This is a genomic window from Oceanipulchritudo coccoides (assembly GCF_010500615.1).
GTDB lineage: Bacteria > Verrucomicrobiota > Verrucomicrobiia > Opitutales > Oceanipulchritudinaceae > Oceanipulchritudo > Oceanipulchritudo coccoides.
In genome coordinates, this window is record NZ_JAAGNX010000001.1 from 527,756 (window position 1) to 542,308 (window position 14,553).

Consider the following 14,553-nt stretch of genomic DNA (forward strand, 5'->3'; position numbering starts at 1 on the left):
GGTCTACCGGTGCGAAATCTGGGCTTCAAGATCCCAGCCAAGTGAATATAGAAGACTGTTTTGAGTGCGGCACCAAGGCCAGACGACCAGGTACAGGCAAACACAACTCACCAGCACATCGCTGAGGATGCGTTGCCAATAGGGCCACTCACTGAGGGCGCCTTTCCCGAGGAAAAGACCGAGAAAGATAATCCAGCTCAATTGTGCGACCACGGCGACAGTCCTGACATGGATTTTGTTCTGCCGTCTGATCCGGCGCTGGCACCAGACGAAGAAAAGCCAGATTGCGAGATAGCCGACAAGGAAAGTGCCTGTTGGCACGGGATTCGCCGCATCGGCCAGCAATCCAAGCAGCGCGGCGAGGAAGAGCCCGGAAAGCCTTGTCAGGTAGAGGCCTGAAAAGATCAGCAGGAGAACATCCAAATGCAGGTGGATGGAGAATCCACTCGCCATGTTGTTGATCATCCCGATGAAAAAGTAGAGGAGGATATTGATGAGAAAGAGCAGGCTGATGCGGCCGTTGTCACTCATTGCTCTTCCTCCTCTCGTGCACGTAAAGGAATCATCACGGCTACTTCACGGAGCGTTTGCAGGCGCGGATCCAATCGGACCACACCGCTTTGGAACAGCCCGTCAGGAGAGGGGTCCAGGCGGTATACCCAACCCAGTGTGAGCCCGTCGGGAAAGACTCCCCCCAGTCGCGAGGAGGTCAGCCGGAGAGGGTTTTTCAAAGTGGCGACCATGTCCGCCGGGACAGTGGCTACGCTGCCTGAGGCAGCCATCAGGCCGGGGTTTATGCCTCCCCGGAATTCCACCGGGCGATCATCCCCCTCGATGTGCGCGGCCGAGCGAAAGCGCGGACTGCTGATCAATTCGACGGTGGCCGTATAGGCGCTGACGGAGGATACGCGGCCAACAACCCCGCCGGAGAAAACGACCGCCTGACCCGGTTCAATGTCGTAGTTCAGGCCTTTTCGGATGACAAGGTTCTGCCACCAACCGGTCAAGTCGCGCTTGACGACGCGGGCCACTTCGTAGCGATAATCTGTATACGAAGGCAAATTGAAGAAAGACTCCATACGGCGGACCTCTCGCTCAAATGTATCGGCTCGCTGGTTACGCAGAGCATAGGCGGCGTTAAGCCGGGAGAGGTCGACACCCGCTTCAATCAGCTCGCTTTTGCTGCGTGAGCGTGCCGCCCAGTAGGATTGAAGATCACCCAGATAGCTCAAGGCTGTCCAGGCGGGGGCTTGAAATTCCTGAAAGATAACACCCGTCCAGCGCTTGAAAAGTGCGGGCGTAAACCACCATAGCAGGAGGACCAGGAGGGCCAGCAGGAGGGATTTTGCCTGATAAGTGAGGTTACGCGGCATTCCCTTAGGCGCGAGTCTTCATGAGCCAATGCAGGTTCTGGAGGACAACACCGGTTCCGTTGGCTACGGCGGAAAGGGGATCATCGGCGACAAAAACCGGCAGGCCGGTGGCATCGCTCAATAGCCGGTCTAGATCGCGGATCATCGCACCGCCGCCGGCGAGGATGAAGCCCCGGTCGACGAGATCAGCTGAAAGCTCGGGCGGGCAGCGCTCCAAGGCGTTGCGGACTAGCTCAGTAATGGAATTAACGGTATCCGCGAGGGCTTCGCGAATTTCCTGGGAGGAAATATGTAGTGTTTTCGGAAGTCCGGCCACCGAGTCACGGCCCTTGACCTCCATGGTCAACTCTTCATCAAGCGGCGCTGCCGACCCGATCCGCACCTTGATCTCTTCAGCGGTTCTCTCACCGATCATGAGGTTGTAGGCCCGTTTCATGTAATTGACTATGGCGGCGTCGAGCTCATCCCCACCGACGCGGATGGATTTGGAAAAGACGACTCCTGAAAGGGAAATAATGGCGACTTCCGTGGTTCCGCCACCGATATCGACAATCATATTCGAAGTGGGCTCGTCAATTGGGAGGCCCACGCCAATAGCCGCAGCCACCGGTTCCTGGAGAAGCCGCACCTCGCGGGCACCAGCATGGATGGCGCTTTCCTTGACGGCGCGTCGCTCCACCTCAGTGATACCCGAGGGAACGGCGACAACGACCCGCGGCGGGACAAAGCGCATTGAGTTATTCACCTTTTGAATGAAGTAGCGAAGCATGGCCTCGGTAATTTCAAAATCGGCGATAACCCCATCCTTCATTGGCCGTAAGGCGTTGATATTCATTGGGGTACGGCCAAGCATACGCTTGGCTTCCGAACCCACAGCAACCACTTCGCGGGTCTCATTATTGATGGCCACGACGGAGGGTTCCTGGAGAACCACCCCCTTGTCCCGGACATACACCAAGGTATTGGCGGTCCCGAGGTCGATACCGATATCATTTGAAAAAATTCCTAGTGCCTTGCCAAACATGTAAGCGCTTTCTTTTTGGGCGTGATCTAATCACTCGTAATTTTGTGATAATTAAGGAGATGTCAAAACGGAAAAGGGCTAGCTGACGGGAATTGGAGGATTACTTTATGCATTTGGGCCAACTTCAGGGCGATCCTTGACCCGGGAGTGATATTGAGTAGGAAATTTGTAGATGGGGTGGATGCAGTCAGTCTTTGGTCAGATCGATCTTCATGCTTTGGCGGCAGCCGGGCATGGAGAAGCTGGATGGATTGATGATTTCGGGATCGTCCTTGCTGCCGCCGGGGTGGCTGTGGCTATTTTTTACCGCTTACGGCTTCCTGTCATTTTCGGGTATATTCTGGCCGGAGTGCTGATCGGCCCGAACCTTTTCAAGTCTCCCTTGGTTCAGGATGCCGCCGCCATCCAGCAAATCAGTGAGCTGGGCGTGATTTTTCTGCTCTTCTTCATTGGAATGGAGTTTGATTTGAAGCGCTTGCAACGCGTTCTGGGCCCGGCCTTTGTGGCGCTTCTGTTGCAGACCGTCTTCATGCTTTATCTGGCCCAGATGCTGGCCTCGTTCCTTGGATGGAATCCTACCAGCACGGTCTTCTTTGGCAGTTTGCTGGCGATCAGCTCGTCCATGGTCACGGTACGCGTTCTCAGGACCTCCAACCGCTTGCAGGATGCCAGTGCCCAGTTTACTGTCGGGATCCTGATTCTTGAGGATGTCCTGGCGGTCATCCTCCTCGTCATCCTGACTGGTGTGGCCCTGACACAGTCATTTGACTGGGATGCTGCCTGGCTGGTGACATTCCTGATGGGGATTTTTGTCGTGATGGTCTTCGTCATCGGGCGCGCCCTTGTACCACGATTCCTGTTGGCCGTTTCGGGGGATGATTCCGACCCGGAAGTGATCACGCTGGTCAGTGTCGGCTTGGTCATGGGTGTCAGTATGCTCGCCTTGAAACTGAATTTCTCACCCGCTCTGGGAGCTTTCATTGCCGGGACTTTGCTGTCACAGACTCAGGTGGCCCGCAAGGTCGAGCATATCAACCGGAGTCTTCACGATGTCTTTTCCGCCGTTTTCTTTGTCTCAGTGGGACTGCAGATGGATCCAATCCTTCTGTTGGAAAACCTTCCGTGGATCGCCCTTATCTCCGTTTTGGTCATCCTCGGGAAAGTTTCTGCCTGTTGGCTTGGACTCTGCCTGTCCGGGCAGAGTGGGAAGACCTCCTTTGATGCGGCTGTCCCGAAGGCGCAGATCGGGGAATTCAGTTTTATTATCGCGGGCCTTGGGAGCAGCCTTGGTGTCATGGATCCACAACTGACAGGCATCGCCTTCGGGGTTGCCTTGGTGACCATTCTCCTGACGCCCCTCGGGACCGCCTCCTCGGGCGGTGTCTACAAGGTCTTTCTGCGATTGATCCCGGAAAGTGTGCAAACATTCTTCGATACCTACCAGAAATTCATGGAAGGCCTGAGTCATGGTATGGGCCGCAGCATCATTTTAAAACTGGTCCGCCGTCCGGTCATCCAGATCACGACGTACTTTTTTGTCATCAACGGTATTTTTATATCCGCCTCCTTCGGCTCAAGGTACTTCTTTGAGCTCTCCATGAACTGGCCGATTGAATGGGCCTGGAAGTTCATTTACTGGGTTGTCGTGGCGCTCCTTGTGTCGCCATTCCTGATTGCGGTTATCCGCAATCTCAACGCAATGGCTTTTATCCTGTCCGATGCGCTTTTCAACGGGCGGTCGAGCCGTCCAATTTACCAGAACCGTATCCGGCAAATGATGAGTGCGGCCATCCTCGGCCTGTTCCTGTTTTTTGTGGGTTTGGTCTTCCTGATTGTCGCGGCGCCTTACTTGCCGAACACAGCTGTTGCCGGGGTTGCCTTCCTGATTGTCACGGCAGTCGTGGTCATTCTGCGGAGTCGGCTTATCCTTGTGAATTCACAAATGGAGGTTCTCTTCATCGAGTCATTCAAGGCTGAGGTGGAGAGCAAGGAAGAGCAACGCCGCGAGGAAATCCTGAGTATGATCAAAAACCAGGCGCCGTGGCCGGTCGAAATTGTCGACCTGACCTTGCCGCAGCATGCAGCCTGGGCTGGCAAGCGGATCAAGGATCTTGCCCTGAGACCGACTTACGGGGTGAATGTGCTCGCTCTCGGGCGTGGCTACTCGGTTGTTTATGATCCGGCTCCGGAGGCCGCTGTTTTTTCCGGGGATCGCCTTGTCCTGACAGGGTCGCGTGACAACCTTGAACGGGTTCGCGTGGAGATGCAGGCCCAAGTCAAGCCGGAGGACCGGCCCGCACCCGGACCATCGCAGTTTCGCCTGCAGCAGGTCTATGTGGCTCCGAATACCGAGCTGGACGGAGAGACCCTTGCCGGGGCCCGAGTACGGCAACGCTTCGGCGTCACGGTGATTGGAATTCAGCGGGAAGACGAACGCATCACTAATCCGCCACCGGACTTTCTCCTGGACGCGGGTGATGTTCTCATGATTGCCGGGCTACCCGATAAGATCGAAGCGTTTGCCGAGAGTTGCTGTGAAAAACCATTGCCAGAAGCGGACTGAGCGCTCATAATACAGGCATGGTACCATTAACCTTAGCAGAACAGTTATTACTACTCGCACTCGATGATGAAACGGGAAAGCTGCTCCCGCTTCCTGACCGGGCGTTGGATTACGCTCTTGCAGGCGCAGTACTCGCTGACTTGACACGTGTCGGCCGGGTCAGCGTCTCCCGCGACAATATTGAGATTTCCGATACGACTCCCGTGGAATCCAAACCGGAAGATTTCGGTTTGCTCGACTTGATCCAGGCGGACGTATCCAACCTTCGGGGCGCTCTGACCCATCTTGCAGGGGATGCCCACGGATTGCGAATGCGGCTGACAGAGCAATTGGTAGAAAAAGGCGTGCTCCGCGAAGAAAACAAGGAGTTCCTCTGGGTCTTCCATTTGAGCCGTTATCCGTTGGCTGATCCAACGTCTGAAAACGCGGTCAAGCAACGCCTTCGGAATCGTATCCGGATGAAGGACATTCCGATGAATGAGAAGGATCATGTCCTCATATCTCTTGTTCATGTCTGCCAGCTCGAGTTTCTTCTCTTTTCCGAGGATGAGCGGAAGACGTATGCTGACCGGATTCAGGACATCTCAAAGCATGACCGGATCGGACACGCCGTGATGGAATGCCTCGAGGAAATCCAGAAAGCCATTCTTGAGATCCGGACCTACTCGGGAATGTAGAAAGTATTGGGAAACCACTACATCAGTGGAGTTGTAATCCCACCAAAGGCCTTGATCAATTGAACTTTGACTCCGGTCAGTTCGAGGTCGATGCCGGGGAATATGCCTGCGCTGACGTGGTTCTCGTGAAAGTCGGGATGGTAAGGGGAAAGTGGCCGGCAACCTTCCCTTAATTTGTATGCTGCGACATTTTCCAGTGGCCAGACATCGAAAACAGGCAGTTTTGAGGAGATGCCGGAAATGAGCGTATTGACCTCCTTCACGCCCAAGGGAAGCCTGCGTTTGGCAAGTACCCAACTGTTGCGCGGGTGCATGGAACGCTCGATCAGGGAGGCAAGATGCACGGAGAAGGCCTCATCCTCGATGAGCAAGCCGCATTCGGTGTTGAGGTTGAAGGATCGCGGATCAAAATTGTGGGAGCCAATGAAGGCCACCCTCCTGTCGACAACGAGGCTCTTTGCATGGACGCAAAAGCGTGGACCTTCAAGATCCAGATGGATCACATCGGAATCCTTTTCCCAATTCGGGCCGGAGTAGGTCTCAGGCTGTTCAAGGAGCAAGTTATAGCGAGGAACCATCTCATAAATGTCCGCTGGCACAGGGCGGGCAATATGTATTTCAAGTTTGAGTTCCTGGATTTGCATTCGGCGTTGCTTAAAGGCGATGCCACTGACCGCCGCATGGTCTGCGGATCCCAGGCTATTGGTGGAAACCCGTATGCGCACGTTGGGGTTTTTCTTCTTGATATCCTTGGCCAGACGGGCACTTCGTTTTCCTAGAATGGGGTAGGGGGTCTCTATCAGTAATTCTGACTGTGTTTCATGAAGGAGTTCCATGAGCGGGGCAAACGGACTTTGGCTCCAGTGGTGGCTTGTCCTTTTGACTTGTCCGGGACCATCCGAAAAAAACCTGATATTTCGGATAAACCAGCTCTTCAGTACGGGCCTTGCTGAAGACAGTTCTGTTAGGTCAGCCAGTTTATCCAGTTCTTCGAAAATCTGAGAAACGGGATTCGCTAAATAATCAGGCATTGATGCGTTCCCGGACAGGATCGCAGATTTCAAGTCATCCATCCGGCTCGCTTCAATTGATTCCGGATCATCCCAGAAATCTTTGAAATAGGATTGAATCTCTCCTGTGACCGGTCCGGAAACCAGAATATCCCGATCGCGAAAGCACAGCTCAGGATCCCGATCGTAGTAGGCATTCTGGTAATTGCGCCCACCGACAATGGCAGCGGTTCCATCAACGAGAAAGACCTTGTTGTGCATTCGTCGATTCAATGTCGTGAACCGGGAGAAGGTGTTCTGGGTGACTATCCATGGAGAGTTGATGGCCTTGTTTGCAAGGGGTCGAAAAAGTCTTACCTCAAAATTGCTGTGTGCCGTAACAATGGCGGCATACTCGGCTGCATCTATTTTGGGTGAGACAAACTGGTCAATCAACAGGCGGACTTTGACCCCTCTACGGGCCGCTTCAAGAAGCTCCTTGAACACCCAGAGACCCGTGTCATCAAAGACATAGATGAAGGTCTGGATATCGATGGATTTTCTTGCCGCACGGATCAGGTGTATCCTCGCAAGAAGAGCGTCATCTCCGCGTTCAAGGAGGATCGCCTCGTGGGTGGGGGAAGCTGCCGCACGGGAGAGGAAACCTGATTCGATCGGCTTATTGCCCGAGAGGCTCTCATCACGCAAGACTGATGGACCCGGACCCGGTTCGTAGCTTTGTACGATATCGGGAGGGAGAAAGCACCCGCTAATAACGAGTAAAGTGAGTACTCCTGCTGAACACAGGAGCATCGGACTATAAAATCGAAACTTCTTGTTCACGTTAACCCACTATGCGCAGGGCGAGGTAGGGGACGAGATTGAATGTTAGCAGAAACAGTTTGAATAACGCCATTCCCGCATAATGTATCGCATCAAACTGGCCGACCGAGAGCTTGAACAGCTTTGAATGAATGCGGAAAATCCAGTCGTGTGCCAGAAGGAAACCGAGTCCCCATGCCAGCAGAACGGCAAAGTTGATCAAAGTGCACCAACCCAGTGCGTCCCGGATAATTTCTAGTGTCATCATTTTTTTTCCTGATTCTTGAGGTTAATACTTAGCCAATTAAATTATTGTTCGTCTTCCTTGTAAGCCACTCCGACTTGGCGGCGCCACTCTTCGAGGACAGCCAGATTGCCCATCGAGTCGGCCCACGTCATGGCGGGCGGGTCTGGTTCTTGCCTTGATGATGTGATGGCTCTAGCGACTCCGTCTGCTTCAAGGGTGAAGCTGGTTGAGGAAGCGGGAATCTCGTAAATGATTTCACTGTCGTGAGTTTTCACGACAATCTTACCAGTGTCGGAACGGGTTCGATTGTATGCAAAGGGATTTGGCAGGGAAATTTTTCCGCGGGAACCCTGGACTTCCAGCAAATCGCCCAATCCAACCCGGCTTGCTGCCGAGACCTGTGCCGTGATACCCGAGTGGAACTGGAGAATGGCGGCTGCCCATTCGTCGACACCGGTCTCCCCGACATGTCCGGAACCAACAATGCTTGCAGGGTTATCAAACGGTTTCCCGATAGCTGCCCCGGCAACCAGGCGGACTGCGGAAACGGCGTAGCAACCAACATCCATAATGCTGCCCCCTCCGAGCTCCTTGTTGAACAGCCGGTTTTGAGGATTGAATCCGTCTCCCACGTTAAACCCAAAATGTGCCTGGATCATGCGAATTTCGCCGATGACTTCATCCCGGATTAATTCAACCAGTTTGGCGATTTGTGGATGGAACCGGTACATGAATGCCTCTGAGAGATAGACATGGTTTGCCCGGGCGGCTTCGATCATTGTACTTCCTTGTCCTGTTGTCATGGCAAGTGGCTTTTCACACAGGACATGCTTGCCCGCTAGTGCCGCCTTGATTGCCCATTCAGCATGAAAGGGATGTGGGTTGGCAATGTAGACTATCTCGACGGATTTGTCCGCCAGCAGGTCCTCATAGCTTCCATGGCAGGCATCCACTCCGCGTGGTTTGGCAAATTTCTGCGCACTTTCCATGGTGCGTGAACCGACAGCGACCAGCTTGCCTGTTTCGGATGCTTCCAATCCAAAGGCAAAGGCTTCTGCAATTGCCCCGGTGCCAAGGATTCCCCATCGGAGTTGTTTCATCATCGGCTATTTAATTGTTAATGATCTGAATAAGCCAGTCATTTGAATTAGAAGTAGAGTTGATGCGATCTCTATGCAGAGATTATGCATTTTTTAATCTCGCTGTCGAAAAGCCTGCCGCCTAATTTAATGCGATCTTATGCAATCACTTCTTGACGATTTTCTCTTTGGTATCCGCTTAATCCGGCGTCGACCCTACGTGGCAGCCGTGGCCATTTTCTGCCTATCAGCCGGGATCGGGCTGAGCACGGCGATGTTCAGCCTGACCTATTCGATCATTGGGCGCGGCCTCCCGTTTGAAGATCAGGAACGGATCATCCATGTGATGAGACGGGACATCACGCAGCAATCTTCCCCTACCACACCGATTTACCTCGATGACTTCCGGTATCTAAGAGAACACCAGACCAGTTTTGAAAACCTCACTGCCATCGCCCCGGACGGCATAACTGTGGGCTTGGCCGGACACCCCCGTTTTCGCAGCGCCGCCTATGTCACACCTAACTTTTTTGAAGTGCTGCCAACGCAGGCTGCCATGGGCCGCCTTTTTTCCCCAGAGGACGGAATGCCCTCAGCTGAGTCCGTCCTTATCTTGAGTGACCGGGTCTGGCGGGACCAGTTTGCCGCCGCGCCAGATATCATTGGCAAGGCGTGCGTTTGCGAAGGCCAGCCCTACACAATTGTCGGGGTCCTTCCGCCGGAATATGATTATCCGTTTGGAGGCACGGAAGTCTGGATGCCTCTCATTCCCGAAACCCTGGTTGCCCAGACTGGATGGATCAATACCGTGACGCTGATCGGGCGCTTGAATGAAGATCGTTCACTCGAGGATGCCCGGTCGGAGGCGGATGTGCTCTTTCTCCAAATTGACGAAATGAAGGGAGAGACAGACCAGGCTCATGTTGTCCCGAATTTGCGCCCGATGAACGAGTTATTTATAGGGAAGGAAGTGAAGATCCTGATGTGGACGATGTTCGGTGCGACTTTTCTTGTCCTTTTGATCGCCTGTTCGAATGTTTCCAGTCTTCTCCAGGCAAGGCTTGTGGCGCGGACCAATGAACTGGCGATCCGCAGCGCACTTGGAGCGAACCGCAAGCGGATCATTTCACAAGTTCTCGGGGAGACCTTCGTCTGGGCCTTGATAGGCACGTGTATCGGTCTTGTTTGTTCGTTCTTTGCCCTCCGGTTTCTCTGGAACTTTGTTTCCCAACAGGTTTTTTCCCCGCCATCCTTCATGGAGTTCCGCATGGACCCGGTTTCCGTACTTGTCGCTGTCGGGCTCATGATAGTCGCTGTTTTCTTTGCTGGTTTCTTTCCGGCCCTGCGGGCTTCACGACCGAACATTGGGGTGCTGCTTAATGACAGTACCCGCACCGGATCCAGTCTACGCCTGAGCCGCTTCAGTTCATTGAGCACGATCACACAACTGGCCATGTCGCTGGCCCTCCTGGTGGCGGCCGGTCGCCTGATTGTGGCCATCATTGAAGCGGGTACCATCGAGTATCCGTTTGATGGCAAGAACCTGCTTGTCGGAAGCCTTTCAGTCGACAGCCAGACGTATCCCGAGGACGAAGACCAGGTGAAGTTCTGGGAAGAATTGCACCGGAACCTAAAAACGATTCCGGGGGCCAGCAGCGTCAGTATCGGCTTCAACATGCCTGCTGTTTTTGGGATGACCGATCCGATTCGCATTGAAGGGGAATCCTATGCCAGTGAGGACGATTACCCATTTGTCCGTTTTAATGTAGTGACTCCTGGATACTTTGAGACACTCGGTGTATCCCTGCTTCAAGGACGGGATTTCGAAGAAGCTGACAAGCGTGGCAATGAACCCGTCGCCATCGTCAATACGGTCATGGCGGAGAAATTCTGGCCGGATGAAAGCCCGCTTGGAAAGATCTTCTATGTGCAGGGAAGTTCAATTCTGGATGAAGCAAACCGGGCGCATCGCGTCATCGGGGTTGCCCCGGATCTGAAGATGGATGGACTTTTCAACGAAGAGGATGACGGCGCGGGCTTCTACCGGTCGCAAGGTCAGTCCCTCTGGGGCGACCAAAAGATCTTTGTCCGCAGTGAGATGGAACCCGGCTCCTTGATTCCTCAAATCCAGCGTGCCATCAACACGCTTGACCCGAATATCGCGCTGACTCAGGCCAAGACCTTTGAGAACCATGTCCATGACACTTTCTTCTATTTTCGATTTTTCATCGGGCTGTTTTCCACCTTTGGCGCGATGGCACTGGTCCTGTGTTCCGCAGGCATTTACGGGATCATCCAGTTCTCCGTGAACCAGCGTGTGACCGAAATTGGAATCCGCATGGCCATTGGGGCAAAACCATCCGACATCAAGTGGATGATTATCCGAAAGGGCATGGTCAATGCCGTCATCGGGTTGTTTGTCGGGACAATTCTCTCGTTTTTCCTGACAAAGGGGCTTATGATTGCCTTCCAGGGACTCGAAGTCGAGTACCTCAGCCTCGGGGCGGCGATTTTCATCCTTCTGATGGTTGCCCTTGTGGCCAACAGCATTCCCGCCCGCCGGGCAGCGCGCCTTGATGCCATGTCAGCACTCAGGACTCAGTGACCCGATGAGTCTTAAGTTTTGTGCCTGCCCTCAGGGAACAGTTGGAGGATCGACTCACGATCAGCCCGGCAGATTCCACGTTCGGTGATCAAGCCGGTCACCAACCGGGCAGGAGTGACATCAAATGCGTAGTTGGCGGCAGGTGAACCAGTGGGGGAAATGCGGACAGATTTGATTTTGCCATCACACAATCCCTCCACGTGGGTAATCTCCTCGGGATTTCTTTGCTCGATAGGAATTTCAGATAGGCCGTTCTTCATTTTCCAATCGAAAGTGGAAGAGGGCAGGGCGACATAAAACGGGATAGTGTTATCCTTTGCGGCGAGTGCCTTGAGATAGGTGCCGATTTTGTTGGCGACATCGCCTGTGACGGTTGTCCTGTCGGTTCCTGTAATGACTAAATCAATCATACCATGCTGCATGAGGTGGCCCCCGGCGTTATCTACAATGAGCGTGTGCGGGACACCGTGCTGACCAAGCTCCCATGCGGTGAGGGCGGCCCCTTGATTGCGCGGGCGCGTTTCATCGACGTAGACATGTACCATAATCCCCGCATCATGCGCTGCATAGATTGGAGCGGTTGCGGAACCATAATCGACAAAGGCCAGCCATCCCGCATTGCAGTGAGTGAGGATGTTGACCGTATCCCCGTTCTTGGCGGTGCTGATTTCACGAATGATTGATAATCCATGTTGGCCAATGCGCCGGCAGAAGTCCGCATCCTCGTCGGCGATGGCGCAAGCGGTATTCATCGCAATCCGGATCTTTTCATCTGCTTCTCGACCCTTGGAAATTGCCTGTAATTGCCGGTCGAGTGCCCATGCGAGGTTGACTGCCGTCGGGCGGGTTGACTCGAGCAAGGCATAACAGGAATCCAGATGCGAATCAAAGTCTGTGGCGGCTTTGGCCTCCAGGGCGGCAAGGTACATTCCGTAACCGGCGGCCGCTCCAATCAACCCGGCTCCCCGAACATGCATATCACGGATGGCGATAGCCATCGATTCAACTGTGCCGATGTCTTCCACGATATACTGGTGGGGCAGCCAACGCTGATCGATTATCTGAACGATTTCCGGACATTCCGAATGAATCCAGATTGTTCGTGTTGGTTTGCCGTTTACTTTCATCGTGGTCGCGCTTTGTGTTGAAAACGTGGTGTGATTCGGTTTAAGGTATTTTATGAGTTCTGAAAATATTATTCGTAGGGCTACTTTCAATCCCAAGGTCTGCACTTATTGGATTTTGAGTTTCACAATTGTTCTGACCGTGATTGTTGTCGGGATTCCATTTCTCCTTCTCTGGATACCCCTCAGTTTATACTTCACAAAGCGGTATCTTGACCGGATGGAGTGCATCCTGACAGAGCGCGATCTCAAGGTGAACAAGGGCCTCTTTGTTCGCGTCGAGAAGACCATTCCTTTGGAAAAAATCACTGACATGGGGATGGTTCAAGGGCCTCTCATGCGGTATTTTGGTATTCACCGGCTGAGTGTCGAAACTGCCGGGCAATCATTGGAGGGTTCATTGGTTTCACTAACTGGGATTGTTGATGTCGAGGACTTCCGGGAGGCAGTCCTGAATCAGCGTGACCGGATTCGCGATAAGCCAGGGCCATCCGTCTCCCCTCCTGAGCAGTCCGTACAGGGTGATTCAGGGCTTCTCCGGGATATCAGTGCGACACTGGTCCGGATTGAAAAACTGCTCGAAAAGCAGGATTGACCAGCAATCTGCCAGCGTAGCGATAACACCGCTACAGCAAAAATCCTTTTTGGAGGCTCGGAAGAATCATTAAGTCCCGAGCGGCCTTACAGCTTGAACCTGTATTTTTCCAATTCGGCTTTTTGGATTTCCGATGCTTTCTTGATGTAGGCCTCTGCCTCCAATCCACTGACTTCCTCGATGACTTCCTTGATCAGTTCCTTGCCGGAGGACTTCTTTTTAGCCGTTGCCAATTTTGCCTGCAAGGCGTCAAAGAAGGTGTCCGTGTAGCGCCGGTAGGCGTCCAGAAGGATAAAACGGGCCCCCTGAGGGTTGTCGAAATTCACATTGACGCCATCCTGATGTTTCGGGTCATAGGGAACCGAACGATCTTCATCCTCATTCCAGTTGAGGAGGTCGAGCCCGTATCCGAGCATATTCCTGTTTACGGGGACCTTTCTCAACATTTCCCATTGATAGATTTCATCGACTCCCTGAACCTTGATGATCGCGACGTCGAAGAGAAAACGCATGATCACGGGCTCAAACCAGTCGGTGTCGACCACTGGAAACCGCACCAACTTCACCTGCCGCCGGAATCGCGGCATGAAGACGGTCTCGGCCCGGAACCGCTGGTTACGCCGCCATGCCCAACTGAACGGATCGTAGATGTGGGTGAGGTTTTCGAGAAATTTTTCCTTGAGCTCCTGAACTTGTTCCTGCGCGGGCTGTTTTGAACTGATAAAGATGGGATAGGTCAGTCTGACGTGCTCAAAGTCGCCCGGAAGAACGTGTTGGGTCAGTCCACGGTTGATGAAGTGGTATCCCTTGTTTGTCTCCAGGTTGAGGCCTTGTTCCTTGAGAATATCGATGTATTGACGCCACCCGTCCTTGTGCGGTATCGAAAAGTCAACCTTCCAACTGGTCGTCACGCGACGTTCCCATCTGCCGGACTCCTCGTTGTAGCGGATATCCCTTCCGTATTTTGATTTGGGCCGCCTCTTGGTGCGTTCGAGACGATCCAGATCCCATACGACGAGTGCATCAATCCGGAAAAACGGATCGTCAATAAGCCTTCGCAAAATCTGTCTCTCGATATTCAGAAAGCGATCCCGGTAAATGCCGATTGTCCCAATTCCGAAGGCCTGCGCGAGCGTGTTCAGTTCCTGGACAAACTCCGTTCCGAATTTGGCCTGAACCAGCATATAGGAATATTCTTCCTTCAAGATTCTGCGATGGTATCCCAGAAGGATATCATTAAATTCCTCGCGGAATCCATCTACGACCGGATTGCTTTCGTGGTATGGCTTACCGGTAAATCCATCCACGACATCAATAATCCCGGAATACACGACAAAGGGTTGCAGCTCGATGATGTTTGGATCAATCGCGGATGAATCCTTCCCTGAAGCACTGATGGGTAGGATTACCGCCATTCCAATGAGGAACTGGTGATAAAAAGATCGCATGGTGGTT

Annotated in this window: 12 protein-coding genes; 4 read left to right on the top strand and 8 right to left on the bottom strand. The window is 53.3% G+C overall.

Annotated elements, in window-relative coordinates; genetic code table 11:
• Positions 1-3 precede the first annotated feature (3 nt).
• From G0Q06_RS02035 to G0Q06_RS02045, 3 genes are read right to left on the bottom strand one after another with little or no spacing between them, the layout of a single operon-like run.
• Positions 4-531 carry a hypothetical protein gene (locus G0Q06_RS02035; protein ID WP_163961964.1) on the bottom strand — a complete coding sequence of 176 codons (528 nt, stop codon included), beginning with the start codon at positions 529-531 and terminating at the stop codon, positions 4-6.
• A complete protein-coding gene (mreC, locus tag G0Q06_RS02040) occupies positions 528-1,373 on the bottom strand; it encodes a rod shape-determining protein MreC (protein WP_163961966.1) in 846 nt (281 codons plus the stop codon). Before mreC ends, G0Q06_RS02035 begins: the two co-directional genes overlap by 4 nt.
• Before the next feature lie 4 nt (positions 1,374-1,377).
• Entirely contained in the window at positions 1,378-2,397 is a 1,020-nt protein-coding gene (locus G0Q06_RS02045) for a rod shape-determining protein (RefSeq protein WP_163961968.1), read from the bottom strand.
• A 172-nt stretch (positions 2,398-2,569) separates the two neighbouring features.
• On the opposite strand from G0Q06_RS02045, the gene G0Q06_RS02050 reads away from it, so the two are divergent.
• Both G0Q06_RS02050 and G0Q06_RS02055 read left to right on the top strand, forming a co-directional pair.
• A complete protein-coding gene (locus G0Q06_RS02050) occupies positions 2,570-4,960 on the top strand; it encodes a cation:proton antiporter (RefSeq protein ID WP_163961970.1) in 2,391 nt (796 codons plus the stop codon).
• 17 nt (positions 4,961-4,977) lie between these two features.
• Positions 4,978-5,637 carry a GOLPH3/VPS74 family protein gene (locus tag G0Q06_RS02055; RefSeq protein ID WP_163961971.1) on the top strand — a complete coding sequence of 220 codons (660 nt, stop codon included), beginning with the start codon at positions 4,978-4,980 and terminating at the stop codon, positions 5,635-5,637.
• A 17-nt stretch (positions 5,638-5,654) separates the two neighbouring features.
• On the opposite strand, the gene G0Q06_RS02060 is transcribed toward G0Q06_RS02055, so the two are convergent.
• Genes G0Q06_RS02060 through G0Q06_RS02070 form a run of 3 tightly spaced genes read right to left on the bottom strand, consistent with a single transcriptional unit; the run spans position 5,655 to position 8,798 of the window.
• Positions 5,655-7,439, bottom strand: a complete 1,785-nt coding sequence (locus tag G0Q06_RS02060) for a phospholipase D family protein (RefSeq protein WP_163961974.1) — start codon at positions 7,437-7,439, stop codon at positions 5,655-5,657.
• 31 nt (positions 7,440-7,470) lie between these two features.
• On the bottom strand, positions 7,471-7,716 hold the full coding sequence (locus G0Q06_RS02065; RefSeq protein ID WP_238710208.1) for a DUF6868 family protein: 246 nt from the start codon (positions 7,714-7,716) through the stop codon (positions 7,471-7,473).
• Between the two features lie 41 nt (positions 7,717-7,757).
• Complete coding sequence (locus tag G0Q06_RS02070; protein ID WP_163961975.1) at positions 7,758-8,798, bottom strand: Gfo/Idh/MocA family protein; 1,041 nt, start codon at positions 8,796-8,798, stop codon at positions 7,758-7,760.
• Between the two features lie 136 nt (positions 8,799-8,934).
• Between G0Q06_RS02070 and G0Q06_RS02075 the strand changes: the two genes are divergently transcribed.
• Positions 8,935-11,379 (top strand): ABC transporter permease, encoded by a 2,445-nt coding sequence (locus tag G0Q06_RS02075; protein ID WP_163961977.1) that lies wholly within the window; start codon positions 8,935-8,937, stop codon positions 11,377-11,379.
• 11 nt (positions 11,380-11,390) lie between these two features.
• Here G0Q06_RS02075 and mtnA read toward each other — a convergent pair whose 3' ends face one another.
• Complete coding sequence (gene mtnA, locus G0Q06_RS02080; protein WP_163961979.1) at positions 11,391-12,506, bottom strand: S-methyl-5-thioribose-1-phosphate isomerase; 1,116 nt, start codon at positions 12,504-12,506, stop codon at positions 11,391-11,393.
• A 52-nt stretch (positions 12,507-12,558) separates the two neighbouring features.
• Here mtnA and G0Q06_RS02085 point away from each other — a divergent pair, with 52 nt between their 5' ends.
• A complete protein-coding gene (locus G0Q06_RS02085; protein ID WP_163961981.1) occupies positions 12,559-13,098 on the top strand; it encodes a PH domain-containing protein in 540 nt (179 codons plus the stop codon).
• 86 nt (positions 13,099-13,184) lie between these two features.
• On the opposite strand, the gene G0Q06_RS02090 is transcribed toward G0Q06_RS02085, so the two are convergent.
• On the bottom strand, positions 13,185-14,546 hold the full coding sequence (locus G0Q06_RS02090) for a recombinase family protein (RefSeq protein ID WP_163961984.1): 1,362 nt from the start codon (positions 14,544-14,546) through the stop codon (positions 13,185-13,187).
• Between the last annotated feature and the right edge of the window lie 7 nt (positions 14,547-14,553).